This is a genomic window from Mesorhizobium sp. WSM4821 (assembly GCF_055901555.1).
Genome location: NZ_CM148371.1, coordinates 1,345,366 through 1,362,678 on the forward strand (window position 1 = coordinate 1,345,366; position 17,313 = coordinate 1,362,678).

At 62.8% G+C, this 17,313-nt stretch carries 15 protein-coding genes and 1 tRNA gene; 8 read left to right on the plus strand and 8 right to left on the minus strand.

Annotated features, from left to right (window positions below; genetic code table 11):
- Positions 1 to 132 precede the first annotated feature (132 nt).
- Entirely contained in the window at positions 133 to 1,092 is a 960-nt protein-coding gene (locus tag AC0NID_RS06285) for a MurR/RpiR family transcriptional regulator (protein ID WP_473451892.1), read from the minus strand.
- Between the two features lie 271 nt (positions 1,093 to 1,363).
- On the opposite strand from AC0NID_RS06285, the gene AC0NID_RS06290 reads away from it, so the two are divergent.
- The 5 genes from AC0NID_RS06290 to AC0NID_RS06310 all read left to right on the plus strand — a co-directional run bounded on the left by AC0NID_RS06290 (position 1,364) and on the right by AC0NID_RS06310 (position 7,087).
- Positions 1,364 to 2,191 carry an ABC transporter ATP-binding protein gene (locus AC0NID_RS06290; protein WP_473451894.1) on the plus strand — a complete coding sequence of 276 codons (828 nt, stop codon included), beginning with the start codon at positions 1,364 to 1,366 and terminating at the stop codon, positions 2,189 to 2,191.
- A complete protein-coding gene (locus AC0NID_RS06295; RefSeq protein WP_473451896.1) occupies positions 2,188 to 3,048 on the plus strand; it encodes an ABC transporter permease in 861 nt (286 codons plus the stop codon). Before AC0NID_RS06290 ends, AC0NID_RS06295 begins: the two co-directional genes overlap by 4 nt.
- A gap of 71 nt (positions 3,049 to 3,119) precedes the next feature.
- Entirely contained in the window at positions 3,120 to 4,292 is a 1,173-nt protein-coding gene (locus AC0NID_RS06300; protein WP_473451898.1) for an ABC transporter substrate-binding protein, read from the plus strand.
- A 69-nt stretch (positions 4,293 to 4,361) separates the two neighbouring features.
- On the plus strand, positions 4,362 to 5,453 hold the full coding sequence (locus tag AC0NID_RS06305) for a Gfo/Idh/MocA family protein (RefSeq protein ID WP_473451900.1): 1,092 nt from the start codon (positions 4,362 to 4,364) through the stop codon (positions 5,451 to 5,453).
- Positions 5,454 to 5,644: 191 nt separating this feature from the next.
- Positions 5,645 to 7,087 (plus strand): amidase, encoded by a 1,443-nt coding sequence (locus tag AC0NID_RS06310; protein WP_473451902.1) that lies wholly within the window; start codon positions 5,645 to 5,647, stop codon positions 7,085 to 7,087.
- Positions 7,088 to 7,251: 164 nt separating this feature from the next.
- Here the strand turns inward: AC0NID_RS06310 and AC0NID_RS06315 are convergent, their stop codons facing one another.
- The 5 genes from AC0NID_RS06315 to AC0NID_RS06335 all read right to left on the minus strand — a co-directional run bounded on the left by AC0NID_RS06315 (position 7,252) and on the right by AC0NID_RS06335 (position 13,605).
- The gene (locus AC0NID_RS06315; RefSeq protein WP_473451904.1) at positions 7,252 to 9,288 is read right to left on the minus strand and encodes an aldo/keto reductase; all 2,037 of its coding nucleotides are present in this window, start codon (positions 9,286 to 9,288) and stop codon (positions 7,252 to 7,254) included.
- A 34-nt stretch (positions 9,289 to 9,322) separates the two neighbouring features.
- The gene (locus AC0NID_RS06320; RefSeq protein ID WP_473451906.1) at positions 9,323 to 10,396 is read right to left on the minus strand and encodes an ABC transporter ATP-binding protein; all 1,074 of its coding nucleotides are present in this window, start codon (positions 10,394 to 10,396) and stop codon (positions 9,323 to 9,325) included.
- Between the two features lie 14 nt (positions 10,397 to 10,410).
- A complete protein-coding gene (locus AC0NID_RS06325; RefSeq protein ID WP_473451908.1) occupies positions 10,411 to 11,262 on the minus strand; it encodes a carbohydrate ABC transporter permease in 852 nt (283 codons plus the stop codon).
- Positions 11,259 to 12,119 (minus strand): carbohydrate ABC transporter permease, encoded by an 861-nt coding sequence (locus AC0NID_RS06330; protein ID WP_473451910.1) that lies wholly within the window; start codon positions 12,117 to 12,119, stop codon positions 11,259 to 11,261. The genes AC0NID_RS06325 and AC0NID_RS06330 overlap by 4 nt, the downstream gene beginning before the upstream one ends.
- Before the next feature lie 214 nt (positions 12,120 to 12,333).
- Positions 12,334 to 13,605, minus strand: coding sequence for an ABC transporter substrate-binding protein (locus tag AC0NID_RS06335; RefSeq protein WP_473451912.1), 1,272 nt, complete (start codon positions 13,603 to 13,605; stop codon positions 12,334 to 12,336).
- Between the two features lie 106 nt (positions 13,606 to 13,711).
- On the opposite strand from AC0NID_RS06335, the gene AC0NID_RS06340 reads away from it, so the two are divergent.
- Both AC0NID_RS06340 and AC0NID_RS06345 read left to right on the plus strand, forming a co-directional pair.
- A complete protein-coding gene (locus tag AC0NID_RS06340; protein ID WP_473451914.1) occupies positions 13,712 to 14,581 on the plus strand; it encodes a helix-turn-helix domain-containing protein in 870 nt (289 codons plus the stop codon).
- Positions 14,582 to 14,991: 410 nt separating this feature from the next.
- Positions 14,992 to 15,483, plus strand: coding sequence for a class I SAM-dependent methyltransferase (locus AC0NID_RS06345; RefSeq protein ID WP_473451916.1), 492 nt, complete (start codon positions 14,992 to 14,994; stop codon positions 15,481 to 15,483).
- Between the two features lie 274 nt (positions 15,484 to 15,757).
- On the opposite strand, the gene AC0NID_RS06350 is transcribed toward AC0NID_RS06345, so the two are convergent.
- Together AC0NID_RS06350 and AC0NID_RS06355 are read right to left on the minus strand one after the other, a co-directional pair.
- A complete protein-coding gene (locus AC0NID_RS06350; protein ID WP_473451917.1) occupies positions 15,758 to 16,120 on the minus strand; it encodes a hypothetical protein in 363 nt (120 codons plus the stop codon).
- A gap of 313 nt (positions 16,121 to 16,433) precedes the next feature.
- Positions 16,434 to 16,508 (minus strand) — tRNA-Gly (locus AC0NID_RS06355).
- Positions 16,509 to 16,738: 230 nt separating this feature from the next.
- Here AC0NID_RS06355 and AC0NID_RS06360 point away from each other — a divergent pair.
- A complete protein-coding gene (locus AC0NID_RS06360; protein WP_473451919.1) occupies positions 16,739 to 17,236 on the plus strand; it encodes a prolyl-tRNA synthetase associated domain-containing protein in 498 nt (165 codons plus the stop codon).
- Positions 17,237 to 17,313 lie beyond the last annotated feature (77 nt).

The window sequence follows — 17,313 nt, forward strand, 5'->3', positions numbered from 1 at the left end:
CCTCCCCCTCACCCAGCCTCCGCTTCGCTCGGCTGACCTCTCCCCGAGGGGAGAGGAGACTGTCGATGCAGGTGCCATCCTCTTCTCCCCGCCGGGGAGAAGGTGGCCGCGAAGCGGCCGGATGAGGGGCCTTCAATCCCCGAGCGGTTCCATCTCCTTGCCCGTCCTGTGGATCTGGGCGTTGTACTTGATGCGGCGAACCGTGTCGCGGGCCGAGCCGTCGAGCTTGTAGGCGGCTGCCACTGCCATCAGGTCGATGACGGCCAGGAAGGCGAAGCGGGAAGCTGTCGGCTTCAGCGTGTCGGGATATTCGGGCACGGCAACCGTCAGCCTGACGTCGCAGGCGCGGGCCAGGTCGGTGTCGGGCGCGGTCACGCCGATCGCGTTGGCGCGGTAGTGCTTGGCGAGTTCGACGGCTTCGATCACCTCGCGCGTGCGTCCCGTAGCCGAGATGGCGATCACCAGATCGCTAGGCTTCAAGGTCGAGGCGGTCATCCGCATCAGATACGGGTCGCATTGGGCGCTGACGGTGATGCCGTAGCGGAACAGCCGGTACTGGGTTTCCTGGGCCAACGCCGAGGAGCTGCCGCCGAGGCCGAACACAGTGACCTGACGCGCCTTGGCGATGAGCTCGGCCGCTCTCACCAGCTGCGCCGGATCGAGCTGACGTTCGGCTTCCTGCAGCGCCCGGCGTGCCTCGCCGAACACGGCATTCCAGAACGGCATCCCATTGTCCGCGCTGGTGGGCGGCGGCTTGCTCAGATAGAGCGCGCCGACGACAAGGCTCTGCGCCAGTTTCAGCTTGAAGTCGCGCACGCCCTCGCAGCCGATGGCGCGGCAGAACCGGGTCACGGTGGGTTCGCTGACCTGAGCTTTCTGGGCAAGCGCTGCGTTGGAGGCGTCGACCGCGAACCTGACGTCGTCGAGCACGACGTCGGCGACGCGCCGCTCCGCCGGGCGGAGGTCGCCATAGGAATCTTTCACCAGCGAGATGATGTCGGGTATGCGCCTGACATGATCGCGTCCATCCGGATCGCGCCCATCGGGGTCGCCGTCGGAGGTCGGCGGCCCCTGGCGATCAGCTTCGGTCATGAGTCACCCCCTGCCGTTCGTCGAACTCGACCTCTACCATGTTTGCGCATCGCTTGCCTGCTCTGCCTCGCGCGGCTTGTTTGCGAAGTATGTAGGAAAGCAACAAGCATTTCAAGAATAGAAAAGCTATTTTAAACAATTAGATAGTCGTGACATAAACGATCGCGCGGACTAGAGGCACGGTCGCCGCTTGACAGTAAAGTAGGATAGTTACAGACTGATTTTTGCGGACGGATCACCATCGGATCATCGCGCAATCCCCGAGGGGCGCATGAACGCGGGCAGTGCAAACACCCCGAAGCTTGGCGTGCAGGACGCGACCAAGATCTATCATACGGTTTCCGGCGACCTTTTGGCGCTAGACCGCTGCAGCCTCGACGTCCATGCCAATGAGATCGTCTCGATCGTGGGGCCCTCCGGCTGTGGCAAGACGACACTCTTATGGTCGATGTCCGGGCTGCATCGCCTGACCAGCGGCGCAATCCGGCTCGACGGCAAGGAGATTAACGGTCCGCACCCGGACATCGGCATCGTCTTCCAGGAGGCAAACCTCCTGCCGTGGCGCAATCTCGACGCAAACATCCATTTTCCCTTCGAGATCAAGGGCGAGAAGCCGGATCGCGGCTGGATCGCGCATCTCGTCCACCGCGTTGGGCTCGACGGCTTCGGCGGCAAGTTTCCGCGCGAGCTTTCGGGCGGCATGCAGCAGCGCGCGGCAATCGTGCGGGCGCTGGCGCTGAAGCCGTCCGTGCTTTTGATGGACGAGCCGTTCGGCGCGCTCGACAGTTTTACCCGTGAAGAGATGAACCGTCTCGTCGAGGAGATCTGGCTCGATACCAAAACCACCATCGTCTTCATCACCCACAGCATCGAGGAGGCGATCTTCCTGTCCGACACGGTGGTGGTGCTGAGCGCACGGCCGGGGCGCGTCACCAAGGAATATCGCGTGCCGTTCCCGCGCCCGCGCTCGCTGGAGATTATGGCGACGAAGGAGGTCTTCGACCTCACCAACACGATCAAGATGGACATCGTCGGCGAACGCGTACGGCCGAAGGCGCGGGAGCGCGCCACCGCCGAAATTGTAAGGATCAGGCCGTGAGCGGGGACGACGCCATCCCGGAATTCTCCAAGGCCAAGGCGGGCGCCAAGGCCGGCGATGGGCATGACGTCAGCCTGACCAATCTTTCGGCCTTCGCCAGCGGCCCCGGCATCAGGTCGGGTGCAGAAGTCGCCGCCATCGTCACCGTTGCGGTGGTCATCATCGGCGGCATCGAGCTGGCGCTGCGGCTGTTCAACGTGCCGCACTACATCATGCCAGGGCCAAGCGCGATCGCCTACGCGCTGTTCGACGAGTTCCCGCTGATTGCGCCGCATCTCGGCTACACGCTGGTGGAACTTGTTTCCGGCTTCGCGATCGGCGCCATCATCGGCCTGGTGATGGCCGCGGTGATCACGCAATTCCCGTTCGCCGAAAAGATCGTCGCGCCCTACATCCTGCTGCTGGTCACCACGCCGATGCTGGCGCTGGTGCCGCTTCTGATCCTGCGCTTCGGCTTCGGCTACACGCCGCGCATCATCGCGGTGGCGCTGGCCGCCGGCCCGATGGTTATGATCAATGCGGCGACCGGCTTTCGCCGAGTCGACAGCGCCAAGATCGCGCTGGCGCGATCCTATGGCGCCAGCACCTTGCAGATATTCTGGAAGATCCGGGCGCCGATGGCGCTGCCGATGATCCTTGTCGGCCTGATGATCGGCGCGATCTTCGGGCTGCTGACCGCAGTCGGCGCCGAGATGGTCGGCGGCGGCTTCGGCCTCGGCAACCGGCTGACCACCTATTCGTCGATGATCCAGATGCCGCAGTTCTTCGCGGTGGTTCTGATCCTCTCGACCCTCGGCATCCTCATATACGTGCTCTTCTTCCTAATCGGCAAGAAGTGGGCGAGCTGGGAGGCGTGAGCACAGGGCAGTGATGGCGCCCGGGAGGCGGGCGGCAGGGCAAACGAGCAATCAACAAAAAGGGGAATGCCATGATCAAAGAAAGTTCCATCAACATAGCGATAAGAGCGGGTATCAGCCGCCGCACCTTCCTGCAGGTGACCGGCGCCGGCCTGGTGACGGCCACCGCGCTCGGCGCCTCCGGGTTCAGGGCGCAGGCCGAGCCCTACGGCAAATTTACCTGGATTTCCCCGCGCGGCACGCTCGAAGTGCTCGACGATTATCCCTATTGGGCCGCCAAGAAAGCTGGCTATTTCGGCGACCTCGACACCGACATGCAGCCGGGCCCGTCGGACGGCACCGCGACGGTGAAGTTCGTCGATGTCGGCCAGGCCGACATGGGCTTCCCTTCGCCCGGCGTCTTCTCCTTCGCCATCCAGAACGGCATGAAGCTCAAATCCGTGTTCCACATGGGCGCGCGCGACACGTTCAGCTTCGCCTTCCGCAAGGGCGAGGGAACGAACGACCTGAAGCAGCTCGAAGGCAAGACCATCCTGCTCGGCTCCGCCGCATGGCAGGCGATCACCGATCCGCTGCTGGCGGCGCAAGGCGTCGACATCAAGAAGGTCAGATATGTCGAAGCCGGCTGGCCGACCTGGGGCACCGCATTGGCCGGCGGCCAGGGCGATGCTGCACTATCGTGGGAAGGCTTACGCGCCGAATGGATCGCCAAGAGCCTCGACTTCGAATATTGGCTCGGCGTGCAGAATTCGAAGCTGCCGGCGAACACTTTCGTCGTGCGGGCGGCCGATCTCGAAGATCCCGACCGCAAGGCATTCCTGGAAAAGTATCTGCGCGGTTGGGCGATGGGCCTCGAATTCGGCTTCCAGAATCCACGCGCCGCCGTCGAAGCGGTGTTCGAGCAGTTCCCGACGCTGGCCAAGAATCTCGGGCCGGAGCTCGGCACCACCTCGATCCTGCAGCAGATCAACGTCTTCCGTGGCGACATGGACAAGCGCGAAGGCTGGGGCTCGCACGATATGGCGAGCTGGCAGGGCTTCTTCGACGAGATCCACAAGATCGGCCAGATCACCAGCCCGGTGAAGGCCGAGGACGTCTGCACCAACGAGCTGATCGGCCCTGCCAATGATTTCGACAAGGCCAAGGTCAAGGCCGATGCCGACGGGTACAAGCTGTCGGAAGGCTTTGCTGCGCTCGACGTGGAGAAGATCAAGGCGCATCTTTTCGACGCGGCGGTCAAGTAAGGCGCTCGGCAAACCATATGGGCGGCGACTGGGTCGCCGCTCCCGGCAAATCAAAAAAGGGAGGTGGCTTTGACCGACGAGGTGAAAGTGCTGGTGGTGGGGCTGGGCAATATGGGCGCGTCGCATGCCGGCGCCTACCATCGATCGGACGGCTTCGAGGTCGTCGGCATCATGAGCCGCTCGATCAAGAGCAACACAAAAATCCCAGCGGAATTAGCCGGCTACCCGCTCTACGAGGATTTCGACCAGGCGCTGAAGGAGACCAGGCCGGACGCCGTTTCCATCAACAGCTGGCCCAACACGCATGCCGAATACGCGTTGAAGGCGATCGACGCCGGCTGCCATGTGTTCATGGAAAAGCCAGTCGCCACCAACATCGAGGACGCCGAAAAGGTGGTCGCCGCTGCGCGGGCGAAGGACCGCAAGCTGGTGCTCGGCTATATCCTGCGCGTTCACCCGTCATGGATCAAGTTCATCGAGGTCGGCAGGACGCTCGGCAAGCCGCTGGTCATGCGGCTCAACCTCAATCAGCAGAGCAGCGGCAGCGCCTGGCACTGGCACAAGAACCTGATCGATTCGCTGATCCCGATCGTCGATTGCGGCGTCCACTATGTCGACGTGATGTGCCAACTGACCGGAGCCAAGCCGGTCCGCGTCCACGGCATCGGCGCCAAATTGTGGGCGGATGCAGCCAAGCAGAACTATGGCCATCTGCATGTCACCTTCGATGACGGTTCGGTCGGCTGGTATGAGGCGGGCTGGGGGCCGATGATGAGCGAGACGGCCTATTTCGTGAAGGACGTGGTCGGTCCCAAGGGCGCGGTCTCGATCATCGCCGGACAGCAGGCGAGCAGCGCAGCCGAATTGGCCGAGGTGTCGAACTCCGCCGACATCGACCGGCACACCAAGACAGATGCGCTCAAGATCCACTACGCCCAAGTCGACGGCGACAAGAACTTCAGCAAGCCGGACGAGATCGTCAGCATGGAGGACGAGCCCGGCCACCAGGAGCTTTGCGATCGCGAGCAGGCGTTCTTCCTGCGCGCCATCCGCGAGGATCTCGACCTGTCCGAGCAGATGAATGCGGCGGTCAACAGCCTACGCATCGTGCTTGCCGCCGAGCAGAGCATAGAGGAAGGGCGGACCGTCGAGCTGGCCTGAGGTGATCATGGTCTTTCTCCTATGAGGGTTGCCCCCTCATCCGGCTGCTTCGCGGCCGCCTTCTCCCCGCTGGGGAGAAGAGGCTGGCGTCAAACGCTGGCGACCTCCTCTCCCCTCGGGGAGAGGTCAGCCGAGCGAAGCGGAGGCTGGGTGAGGGGACGGCGACGGTCGCAGCACGAAGGGAGAGAGACATGGCCGAAATCAGCGACAGTTTCCTGGAGACCTACGCCGCGGCGGACGCGCTGGATCTCGCCAGGCTGGTTAAGTGTGGGGAAGTCTCACCGGCCGAGCTTGTCGAGGCGGCCATCACGACGATCGAGCGGCTCAACCCGGCGCTGAACGCGGTGGTGCACCGCCTCTACGACATGGCGCGCGCCTCGGCTGAAACGGTCAACAGAAGCGCGCCCTTTGCCGGCGTACCGTTCCTGCTCAAGGAACTGGCCTCGTCCTGGACCGGGGCGCCGAACACCAACGCCTGCTTCTTTCTCAAAGACGTTGTCGCCGACTTCGACACCGAAGTCGTGCGCCGCATGAAGGCGGCGGGCCTGGTGCTTGTCGGCAAATCCAACGCGCCCGAAAACGGGTGGTCGATCACCACCGAACCAAAGCTTTACGGCGCGACGAAAAATCCGTGGAAGGACGGCATCACGCCCGGTGGCTCAAGTGGCGGCGCTGCGGCGGCCATCGCCGCGCGCATGGTGCCGATCGCCGAGGCCAGCGATGGCGCCGGCTCGATCCGCGTCCCGGCGTCCTGCTGCGGCATCGTCGGCCTGAAACCGTCGCGCGGGCGCGTCAGCCTGGCGCCCTTCGGCGACTATTGGTACGGCGGCGCCTATTTCCTGTGCTGTTCGCGGACGGTGCGCGACACATCGGCCTATCTCGATGCGGTGGCCGGCGCGCTGCCTGGCGATCCCTATACGCCGCCGGTCCCGGACGGCAGCTGGCTCAGCCTCTCGTCGCGTACGCCGAAAGGGCTGAGCATCGGCTTCACCGTCACGCCGCCCAACGGCACGGCCGTCGACCCCGAGGTCAAGGCCACGGTGCTGGCGACGGTGGCTGCGCTCGAGCGCCTGGGACACGATGTCGAGGAGCACGACATGCCGCTCGAGGCCAACGCGGTGTGGAAGACCTACACTAACATGACCTGCGTGCAGACGGCGGCAACCTTCGGTTACCATGAAACGGTCATCGGCAGGCCGGTGACGCAGGCCGAGGTCGAGCCGGTGACCTGGGCGATCATCGAGCGTGGCCGGGCGACGAGCGGCATCCGTCATATCTCCGACGTCGAGACGATCCGGCAGGTCGGCCGCGACATCGTCGGCGATCTCTCGCCCTACGATCTGTTCATCACCCCGACACTCACTCAGCTGCCGAGACCCGTGGGCTACTACGATATGTCGGAACCGGACATCGACCGCTACAATGCGAAATGGACGGACGCCGTCTTCGCTTTCCCCTTCAACATCTCCGGGCAGCCGGCGATCTCGCTGCCGCTCGGCTGGTCCGCCGGCGGCGTGCCGATCGGCGTACAGCTGATCGGCCGCTACGGCGACGAGGCGACCGTGCTCGCCGTCTCGACGCAGTTGGAACGGGAGATGCCGTGGAAGCATCGGCGGCCGAAGGTGAGTGTGTAGGGTGGGGGCTGGCTGGGTGTCGGCCGCTGGGGCACCGGAGTAGGCGCCGTCGGCGAGGCTGCCGATCTCCCCCGCAAGGGGAGTTTGGATGGCGCTTCCGCTTTCGCCAACCACTAACGCTGGACGCAGGCGGGGCAGCGCAGGCCAATGCGATTGCCCTGTTGTCACCCCGCACTGCGTGCGAACTTCCGATCCGAACCGCCATCCAGCCACGCCAGATCGTCCGGCGAAAGCGCAATGTCGAGCGCCCGCAGACTGTCCTCCATTTCGTCAAGCGTGCGCGGTCCAATCAGCGGAACGGACGGGAACGGCTGCGCCAGGACATAGGCGAGCGCGACATGGATCGGGCTCTTGCCCAGCCTGTTCGCGAGCTCGATCGCCCGGTCGCGGCGGCCGAAATTCTTTTCCGAATACCAGACCCGCACCAGCTCTTCATTGTCGCGCTGGTCACGCGCGGCGCGGCCGGTGAAGAAACCCCGCCCCTGGCTCGACCAGGCGAAATTCGGCATCTGCCGGGCGACCAGCCAGGCCTTCCATTCATCGCTCGACGATGTGACGCAGCCTGCCCAGATCGGCTCCAGCATTTCGGCCAGCGAAAAATTGTTCGAAAGCGCGCCGGGCTTTTGCTTGCCGGTCCGCTCGGCATAGGCAATAGCCTCGTCCATGCGTTCCCTTGTCCAGTTCGAGCCACCGAACGGCCCGCGAATGCGGCCGGCCCTAAGCTCCTGGTCCATTGCGTCGACGAATTCGCCGACCGGCACATCCGGATTGTCGCGGTGCATGAAATAGACATCGACATGATCGGTCTGCAGCCGGTCGAGCGACTGGGTGAGCTGCTTGCCGATCACATCGGGATAGCAGAGCGGAGTGTGCGCGCCCTTGCCGATGACCACCGATTGGTCACGCACCCCACGATTCTTCAACCATTGGCCGAGCAGCGTCTCGGTGTAGCCCGAGCCGTAGATGTAGGCCGTGTCGAAGACGTTGCCGCCGGCCTCGAAATAGGCATCGAGCAGGATCATGCCCGAGGAGAAAGTACGGAAGTCCTCGAAGCCGAGCGCAAGGCACGAGGCCGGCCGCGGTAGACCCGGAATTTCGCGCTTCGGGATCGCGGTGCCGCCGGAACGCAGCCGCCGGCCGGATATCGTATTGAGACGCTTTGCCGGCTTCTCGATATCATATTCGAGCCCGACCGCAGCGCGCCATTTGTCGAGCACGCGCAGATTGCCGAGGCTGTCTGCCCAGCCCATGCCCGGCCAGGCAAATTCCTGCTTTCCGGCAAGAATGGCCTCGCCGGCGGCGTCGACCTCGAAAGCGTAAAGCCAGCGGTCCTCCTTGATCCTGATAGTCTCCTCGCCGTCCGGCCGGATGATGCGAATTTCGCCGGTGCCGCCTTCCTTGCCGCTCGCATGCCAGAAATCCGCGACCTCGATGCGGCCCTTGGTGCCGAGGATGCGCAGGACATTGTCCTGCGCAAGCGAGATGCCGCAGGAGACTTCGGCGACGATGCCACCCGGAAAATGCAGCAGCGCCGAAGCCCATTCGTCGACGCCGGATTGGCCGAGATGCGCAGCACCAGCCACCTTATCCGGCTCGACGAAAGGTTCTCCCGCTGCTGCCCCGGCAATCAGCCGCGCCATCGAGGCGGGATAGCCGCCGACATCGAGAATGCCGCCGCCGGCGAGATCGTTCGCATAGAGCCGGTGCTCCGGCATGAAGCTCGGCATGGCGAAGCCGAAGCTCGACTTGATCATGCGCACCTCGCCGATCGCGCCGGACCTGACCAGCTCGACCAGCTTTGCCGTCTGCGGATGCGGCCGGTACATGAAGGCTTCGCCGAGAAAGGTGCCGGCCTTGCGCGCCGCATGGATCATCGCGTCGGCCTCGAAAGCAGTCAGCCCCATCGGCTTTTCGCAAAGCACATGCTTTCCGGCCTCAGCCGCCTTGATCGCCCATTCGGCGTGGCTGGGATGCGGCGTCGAAATGTAAACCGCGTCGACGTCCGGGTCCGCAAGCAAAGCATCGTAGCCGTCGAGGATGCGAGCACCGGGGAAACTTTCGGCGAGGCCTGATTTGCCGGGATTGCGCGCGCCGATAGCGGCCAATGTGCCGGTGCGCGAATGAGCCACGCCGCCGGCAAAGGCCTTGGCGATGGTGCCGGGCCCGAGAATGCCCCAGCGGATGGGCGCGATTGAAGTCATTGTCATTCTCCTGGGATTTGAGACGAACTGGGCGTCAGCGCAGCCGCCGTCCTTTGTCGTCGAATAAATAAGATTTGCGGATGGAAACGGTGATCTCTGGGGCGTCGGAAACTTCGGCCGCGTCGCGCTGGATGACGATATCGTCGCCAGCCGCAGTACTGGCGTAGAGGAAGCTCGTGCCGCCCAGGTGCTCGACGACGTCAATGGTCACAGAAAGGTCGGCATCGCCCTTTCCGGCATGGCCGAAATGTTCCGGGCGAACGCCCACCACAACCTTGCTTCCCGGTTCGGGCGCCGGCCCGTTCAGGGGCTGTGTAAGACGCGTCCCGCCTGCCAATTCGACCGTCACACCGGAGGCGCCGCGCTCAAGGACCTGGGCGGTGATGAAGTTCATCTTCGGCGATCCGACAAAACCCGCGACGAACTGATTGTCAGGGTCACTGTAAAGATCGAGCGGCCTGCCGATCTGCTCGACATGGCCGCCACGCAGCACCACGATCCTGTCGGCCAGCGTCATCGCCTCGATCTGGTCATGCGTGACGTAGATCATCGTCGTGCCGAGCTCTTTGTGAAGACGCGAGATCTCGACCCGCATCTGCACCCTGAGCTCGGCATCGAGATTGCTGAGCGGCTCGTCGAACAGGAACACCTGCGGTTCGCGCACGATGGCGCGACCAATGGCGACGCGCTGGCGCTGGCCGCCGGAAAGCTGTCGCGGGCGGCGCGCCATCAGATCGGTGATGTGCAGTATCTCGGCCGCTTTCTTGACGCGCCGGTCGGTATCGGCCTTCGGGTTGCCGTTCATCCTCAGTCCGAAGCTCAGATTCTGCTCGACGCTCATATGCGGGTAGAGCGAGTAGGACTGGAACACCATGGCGATGCCGCGGTCGGCCGGCTCGACATCGTTCACCGTCTTGCCGCCGATGGCGATCTCGCCGCCGCTGATGTCCTCCAGCCCGGCGATCATTCTCAGCAGCGTCGACTTTCCGCAGCCCGAGGGACCGACGAACACGACGAACTCGCCGTCGGCGATATCGAGGCTGGCGCCGTGAATGATCTCGAAATCACCAAAGCGCTTGACGACGTTGTTGAGCGAGACACCCGCCATGCAATCTTCCTGATTTATTTGATGGCGCCGGCGGCGATGCCGGCGATGAAATGACGCTGCAAGAGCACGAACACGACGAGCATTGGCGCGGTCAGCATCACGGCGCCCGCCATGATGCCGCCCCACGACACTTTGGTGAGGCCGATCAGCGTGCCGAGCGCCACAGGCGCCGTCATCGCGCCGGGTTTGGAATTGATCAGCAGCGGCCAGAGATAGTTGTTCCAGGAGGCAAGGAACAGGATGATGGCGAGCGCTGCCAGCATTGGCCGCGCCAGCGGCAGCGCGACAAACAGGAATATCCGCCATTCCTTGACCCCCTCGACCCGAGCGGCGTCGAACAGTTCATGCGGCATCATCGAGAAGGCTTGCCGCATGAACAGGACGCCAAGCGAGTTGAAGAGCGGCGGCACGATCAGCGCTACCCAGGTGTTGGCGAGCTTGAAGTCGCGCGCCACCATAATGAATTGCGGGATCAGCACGACCGCATAGGGAAGCGTGATGGTGCCGAGGATGATGGCGACGACCAGGCCCTTGCCGAAGAATTGGTAGCGAGCCAGCGCCCAGCCCGCCATCGAGGTGAGCAGCACCGACAGAAACGTATAGGTCACCGCCACCGACACCGAGATGCCGATGGCGCCGATAAAATTCGTGTCGCGCTGCAAATTGTTGACATTGTCGAGGAAGCTGCCGTGCGGCAAAAGCTCGATGCTGGGGCTGAATATGCCTCTGTCGGGCATGGTCGAAAAGATCACCATCATCCACAGCGGAAACAGCCAGATCAGCGCCAGCGGCGTCAGGAAGAGATGCAGCGCGATGCTGCGTCCCAATCTGGCGGAGGAACGGCTGGAGGAGGAACGCGAGCTCATTTCGGGTCCCTCGTCAGCCACAGTTGCACCAGCGAGATGGTGATCGCCAGCCCGGCCATGGTGTAGGCGATGGCCGAGGCGTAGCCGAAATTGAGCGACCTGAAGCCCTGGCGGTAAAGCAGCAGCCCGAGCGTTTCGGTGCCGCCGCCCGGGCCGCCGCGCTCGGTGATCAGGAAGGGCTCGGTAAACAGCTGCATGGTGCCGATGATCGACAGCACGGCGCAGAACACGATGATCGGCTTGAGCAGCGGCAGGGTGATGTAGAAGAACTGCTTGAGCTTGCTGACGCGATCCAGCGTCGCCGCCTCGTAGACATCCTGGGGGATGGACTGCAGGCCGGCGAGAAGGATGATGGCGTTGTAGCCGGCCCAGCGCCAGGTCACAGCAATCATGATGACCGCCATCGCCGGCGTGACGTTGGAAAACCAGTCGACGCTGGGCAAGCCGACGCTGTTCAACAGCTTGTTGATGATGCCGTAATCGAGGTTGAACATCAGCCGGAAGACCGCCGAATAGGCGACTTCGCCGACCACGACCGGGGCGAAGAAGGCGAAGCGGAACAGGCCTCTCGCTTTCAGCAGGGGCGAGTTCAAAAGCACGGCCATCACGATCGCCAAAGTGATCATCACCGGCACCTGGATGACGAGGATGAGCAGCGTGTTCTTCAAGGCATTGAAGAAGGCCGGGTCGCCGATCAGCCGGCCCCAGTTGAAGGTGGGCGCGAACCGCCACGGCACGGTGCGCGTCGCCTGGAAGGAGATCAGGAACGAGCTGATGATCGGCCACAGCCAGAAGACCGCGAAGATCAGCAGATAGGGCGCGAGGAAGCGATACGCCGTGGCGTTCTGATAGCGCATCGTTGCCTCCTTCCCGTTTTCTAGGTTTGCCGGCTCATTGTCGAGGTCGGCGCGGTCTTTCCTTCTCCCCATTGTGGGAGAAGGCGAAGCGGTCGGATGAGGCGTGTTCCAGCTTGGCAAAGGCCGCGCTCCGGCCAGCACCCCTCAACCGTCTTGGCGCTGCGCGCCAATCTACCTTCTCCCACAAGGGGGAGAAGGAAGAGCTGCATCCAGATCACTCTGCGATCGGCAGACCGGTCGCCGAGGCGATCTGATTTGCGGCATCGTCGAGCGCCGCCTTTGCGTCCGGATAGCCGCCCCCCAGATACTTGGTCTGCACCGAACGGACGATGATTTCCGCGTCGCTCTGGAACGGCGTGCCGCGGCTGGGGACGACCTTGGGCAAGGTGCCGAGGATGTCTTTCCACACGGCTTGGCCGCCCCAATAGGGCTGGCCTTCGGAGACATAGGGGTCATCGAGCGCCGAGATCAGCGACGGCACGAGGCCGAAGCCCTTCAGCATCGCTATCTGGCCCTCGTTGGTCGCGAGCGAGTATTTCAGGTAGGCGTAGGCGGCTTCCTTGTTGTTGGATACCGAGGTGATGGCGAGTGACGAGCCGCCGAGATTGGCGGCGTGCGGGCCGTCGGCAGTGAGGCTCGGCATCAGGTAGACGCCCCATTTGCCGCTGCCGTCGGGCGATTCGGTGCGGATGGTGCCTTCGTACCAGCCGCCATACATCTGGCTGGCGACCTTGCCGGCGGTGTTGTTGGTGATCTTGGTGCTCCAGTCGGCCGAGGAAATGATGCCGGCGTCCTTCATCTCCTTGATCTTGGTCATCGACGCCACGCAGGCCGGCTGGTTGACGATGATCGACTGCCCGTCGGCGGCGAAATAGGCGCAGCCCTGCTCGTTGGCGATCATCCGGAAGAATTCGGAATCGCCGTTGAAATCGGCGTTGGTCATCGTCACGCCGGGATTGGCGTCCTGGATCTTCTTGCCGGCGGCAATGAAATCGTCCCAGGTCTTGATCGAGGCGGGGTCGACGCCGGCCTTCTCGTAGAAGTCGCGGCGGTAGAACATCGCTACCGGGCCCGAATCCCACGGCATCGAATAGGCCTTGTCTTCCACTTCGAGCTCGGTACGCTTGAAATCGGGGAATTTCGCCTGGTCTTCGGCCGTATAGCCTAGCGTGTGAAGGTCGACGAAGCAGTCCGGGAACTGGCTCCAGTAGTTCTCGGCCTCGCCGTTCTCGATCGTTACGATATCAGGCAGCCCCTCGCCGCCGGCGGCGCAGCCGGCGATCGACTTGTCGTAGGTCGGCTGGTTGCCGAGATCCTGGACGGTGACCTTGATGTCGGGGAACTGCTTGTTGAAGCCTTCTATGGTGGCCTTCAGCGATGAAGCGGCGACGTTCCAGCTCCAGATCGTGATTTCGCCGGATTGCGCAAAGGCCGGGGCTGAGCCCAGGGCAAGCGCAAGCGCGGCGCAAGTCAATATGGTGCGCATCGAAATCCTCCCATTTCATTTGCTCTCTCTTCGCGAGCGTGCCTAGACTAGGCAGTGGGGAAGGCTTGTCCGCGACAAAGGGAATAAGGAATTGGCGGAAAGTAAGATGCCGGAAAGGCCGTTTTACCAGCCCGGCGCCAGCAGCGTGGAAGGCCTGCCGCTGCTCCTTCAGACGTTTCACAATCATCCGCTGGTGATGCTCAAACCGCATTGGCATGCCCAGGTCGAGGTGAACTTCATCATATGCGGCACTGTCCACTACCGCATGAACGATCACGAGATCTCGCTGTCGACGGGCGAGATGTGCCTGTTCTGGGGCGGCCTGCCGCACCAGATGGTGGATGCGTCGAACGATGCCGTCTTTGCCGGCGCGCATCTGCCGCTTGTGCACTTCTTCCGGTTGCATTTGCCGGCGGACGTTCGCAATCGGCTGATGACGGGCGCGACATTGGTGACCAATGCCACCGACCGGTCCGACAACGACAATTTCGAGCGCTGGAACCGCTATGTCCGGTCGGGCGATCCAGCCAAGGCCGAGCACGCCGTCAACGAACTCCTGCTGCGGCTGGAACGAGTGCGGTTCGAGCCCTACCGGCTCGCCCCCGATAACCCGATCGAGCAGGAAGCAGGCAGTCCCTTCGATCAGCAGTCCCTGCGCAATGTCGGGCGCATGTGCGACTTCATCGCGGAGAATTTCCTCTATGACATCGACTGCGTGGACATCGCGGCGGCGGCCGACATCCATCCCAAATACGCCATGAGCATTTTCAAGAAATCGACCGGCATGACGCTCAACGAATATGTCAACCTGTTGCGGCTCAGCTACGCGCAGGCGCTGCTGATGCACCAGGACGCCAACGTGCTGCGCGTCGCCATGGACTCCGGCTTCGGTTCGCTCAGCGCCTTCAACAAGTCGTTCCGCAAGCTGGCCGGCATGTCGCCGTCGGACTTCCGTAGAGGCGCAGGCGCCAGATAGCCCCAGACAAATAAAGCCATTCCGGTCAATGCCGGCATTACAGCGCTGGGCGCCGCTTGAAATATCGTCATGGTGTGCGCTATCAGCAGGAGATGAGGCTCAAAGAATTTTTCTATCTGCCTGGATTGAAGCCAAGGACACGTGTTTACGGCCACTCGATACAGGTCATTGATGTTCCGAAAGACGGGAAAATTGAGTTCGCTCGCTGGAAAACCCGCGGGGGGCCGATCTCGATCTCACCCAGGACGAAGTCGACGACCTCCGGACATTCCTGAGCGACGGCGACTTCGCGATCGACGTTGGCGCCCAGGTTGGCGACAGCACGGTGCCGATCGCCCTCGCCTGCGGATCGCAGTGCCTGGTCCTCGCTTTCGAACCGAACGCCTATGCCTTTACGATCCTCGGAGCCAATGCCGCGCTCAACCCCCCGATTGAACATTTTCCCGATCCCCTACGCAGCGACACCCGAAGATGGGTCGTTCGTCTTCGACTACGGCAATCCGGGGTTTGAGAACGGCGGCGACCACACAGGGGTTTCGCGGTGGAAGCACGGGAGCGCTTTCAGTATCACGGTCGAGGGACGGCGGATTGAACCGTTGATCCGTGCCCGGCTCGGCCGGCGCATCGAGCGTCTGCGCTACATCAAGACCGATGTGGAATCGCATGACCTGTCGGTTCTGATCTCGATCAGCGCGCTGATCGACGAATGCCGACCCTATATCAAGTCCCAGGTCAATCACCATCTTTCGATGGACGAGCGGCTGAGGATGCACCGCTTCTTCGCCGACAAGGGCTACGACGTCCACCTGGCTGGGCCGACAACGCTGTTCGGTCCGAAGCTCACCGAAAACGATCTCGGCAGGAAGAAGAATTTCGACATGTTCGCCGTTCCCAGGAACTGACGGCGCCGCCGTTCCTTTCACCACGTCGCGTCTTCGGGCAGGTAGAGGGGCAGTGCACGGCGGCGCCAGTTGAGTGCCCGCGCAAAAACGCACCACCGGCCGAGGCCTGTGGTGCTCTGGACAGTCTGTAGGGGGCAGGACCGTCCAGCGACCCGAAGGATCGGGCTCGATGTCGGCCCCCGCCTGACCCGGCCGAACAGATGCGGAAGCCCGCCAGTCGGGCAAGAATTCGACAGTGCGTGCGGTGCTCCGCCCGCAACGCACGATTTACAGTCTATTCGGCTGCGTCAGGAATTTCGCCGGAGGTGTCGTCGGAAGGCTCTGCCGGGTCATCCTCGGCGTCTCTTGCCAGGAACTTGTCCAAGGCTGCCTGCAAGGACAGGGTGGCCTGCGGCGAGGCCGGCGTCGTCGCAACGACAGCCATTGCATGAGCAATCCCGGTTGTGGACTTATCCTTGGCCGCCGCGGACGTGGCGGCGCCGTGTCCCTGCGATCCAGCCCCAGCCGAGTTTCCGCCGTTGCCGTTGCTTCCGCCGTTGCCGTGCCCACCGCCATTGCCGCCAGGTCCGGCGAGGACCGGAGACGCGACAAGGGCGAGGACGGCAACCGTTACAAACAGACTGGTTCGATTCTTCATGATTCCTCCTTCGAGTCGCCCACCCGCCAGGATGGTCTTAGACTACAAACGTGAGGACTTTCTGATATAAAAGGTCCGTTATTTAGCCAGTTGCGTCTAAATACACCTGTCCGCAAGACGGACCTTGGTCCGAGATTGGAAGGCAAAGGTCCTAAACTCTATCGGAGCGTGTCCGCGCGGCGAACAAAGCGCCTGCTGGCTAAAGGAGCGGTGGCAAGCTCACTCCTCCTGCCGGTGACGCCGTGCAAAAAAGAAAAAGGCCGGAAAGGGATCCGGCCTACTTCGCAATTTGCTTGATTCCCTGGAAGGAAACTGGAGCGGGTGAAGCGATTCGAACGCTCGACCCCAACCTTGGCAAGGTTGTGCTCTACCCCTGAGCTACACCCGCTCGCGCGGCTTTGGGCCGCAAGCCGCGCCTATATGGCTGAAGAGCGCGGCGATTGCAACAGGGAAATCGCAGGCTTTTTTGGCCGCACCTGACGGCGCCTGGAAGCTCCCTTGCGGATATGGCGGACGGGAATCACTGCTTCGTTGCACGTCGGTCTTGTCTCGACCTGCTCATTGGCCGTAAACGGCATGATCCAGGCCGCGACAACACGAAGTCCCACAAGAAACAGCATGCCGAAAACCGAAGCCGAGCTTTTCGCCTTTCTCACCGACCTCGGGATCGAAGTCTCGACCCTGCGTCATCCGCCGCTGTTCACGGTCGCCGATTCGCAGGCGTTGCGTGGAGAAATTGCCGGCGGGCACACCAAGAACCTGTTCCTCAAGGACAAGAAAGACAATTTCTTCCTGGTCAGCGTCGGCGAGGAGGCGGTAGTCGATCTCAAGCAGATCCACCATGTGATCGGCGCCGCCAGCCGCGTGTCTTTCGGCAAGCCGGAGATGTTGATGGAGCTTCTCGGGGTCGTTCCGGGCGCGGTCACGGTGTTCGGCGTGATCAACGATACGGAGCGGCGGGTCAAGGTGGTTCTCGACCAGGAGTTGATGGACCATGCTGTCATCAACGCCCATCCGCTGACCAATGAGGCAACGACATCGATCGCCGCCGCCGACCTTGTCAGATTCGTCGAGGCAACCGGGCATGATGCTGTTATCTTGAAAGTCACGGCATGATCGCCACATTGGATGGCGATAATCGACTTCTGAGCGAGGATAAGGGCGTTGCGCCGGGCCGGTGGCCGGCGGCGCGA